The organism is Crenalkalicoccus roseus (genome assembly GCF_004761865.1).
GTDB classification, from domain to species: domain Bacteria; phylum Pseudomonadota; class Alphaproteobacteria; order Acetobacterales; family Acetobacteraceae; genus Crenalkalicoccus; species Crenalkalicoccus roseus.
In genome coordinates this window covers 1-990 of record NZ_SJDM01000108.1, presented here as the reverse complement: position 1 = coordinate 990, position 990 = coordinate 1, and the positions used below count along the sequence as shown (strand labels likewise).

The window sequence follows — 990 nt, the reverse complement described above, 5'->3', positions numbered from 1 at the left end:
CGGCTGGCAGCCCTGCTGTCGGCGGCCGAGGCGCGCCCCTTCCAGGCCCGGCACTGGAACTGCGCCCGCTTTGCCCTGGCCGCAGTCGAGGCGGTCACCGGGCAGACGCCGAGCTACCGGGTCCTGCCAGAGCTCGAGGCCTCGGCGGACAGCGCCGGCTTCCCGCGCCTTCCACCCGCCTTCGCCCGGCCCGGCGACGTGGTGCTCGCCGGCGCCCCACAGCGGCTCGGCGTGGTGGTGGACGGCGGCCGCGCCGCCTTCGTCGGTCCACGCGGCCTCGTGCGTCAGCCGCTCACCACTTGCACCACCGCCTGGAGGATCGGCTGACGGAGCCCTCGCGGCAGCGCGGCCCGACCAGCCCCCATCACGGCGCACCCGTCCCACCGCGATGCTGTGAGGTGTTCTCATGCCCGCCGCCGTTCCCCTCATCGCCATCGCCGCCGGCGGGGCTGCCTCCGCTGCCGTGGGCGGCGGCCTCCTCGGCGCGGTCGTCGCCGCCGGCACCGCCTTCGTTGTCTCCTCCATCGGCAGCTCGGTCTTCCCGGCCAAGCGGCCGACCGCGCAGACGACCACCTCGGGCGGGGCCGGCGAGGATGCGGCGACCAGCCGCACGCAGTCCTTCCGCCAGCCGATCACCGAGCACCAGATCGTCCTCGGCCGCTGCAAAGTCGGAGGACCGATCGTCTTCATCCACTCGGCCCCCGACGACCAGGGCCGCGCCGATGGCTGGTTCTACGCCGTCGTCGTCCTCGCGGCGCACCGCGTGCGCGCCATCGGCGAGGTCTGGCTCGGCGACACCCTCGCCACGGACCCGAAGTTCGCCGGCCTTGTGCGCATCGACCGCCACCTCGGCGACCCGGACCAGGCCGCGAACGCCAACCTGATCGCCGAGACGGGGGGCAAGTGGACTGCTGACCATCGCGGCCGCGGGCGCGCCTACGTCGCCGTCCGCCTCAAGATCACCGCCGAGGCCTTCCCCTCCGGCCCGCC

The 990-nt window shown here is 74.9% G+C and carries 1 protein-coding gene and 1 pseudogene; both read left to right on the top strand.

All coding sequences use genetic code 11. The features are described from left to right. Nucleotides 1–327 (top strand): DUF6950 family protein (locus ET526_RS21095; protein WP_135471046.1); only part of this gene is annotated, 327 nt, incomplete at its 5' end. Nucleotides 328–406: 79 nt separating this feature from the next. Next, nucleotides 407–990: pseudogene (locus tag ET526_RS21090) on the top strand (phage tail protein); the annotation flags it as partial.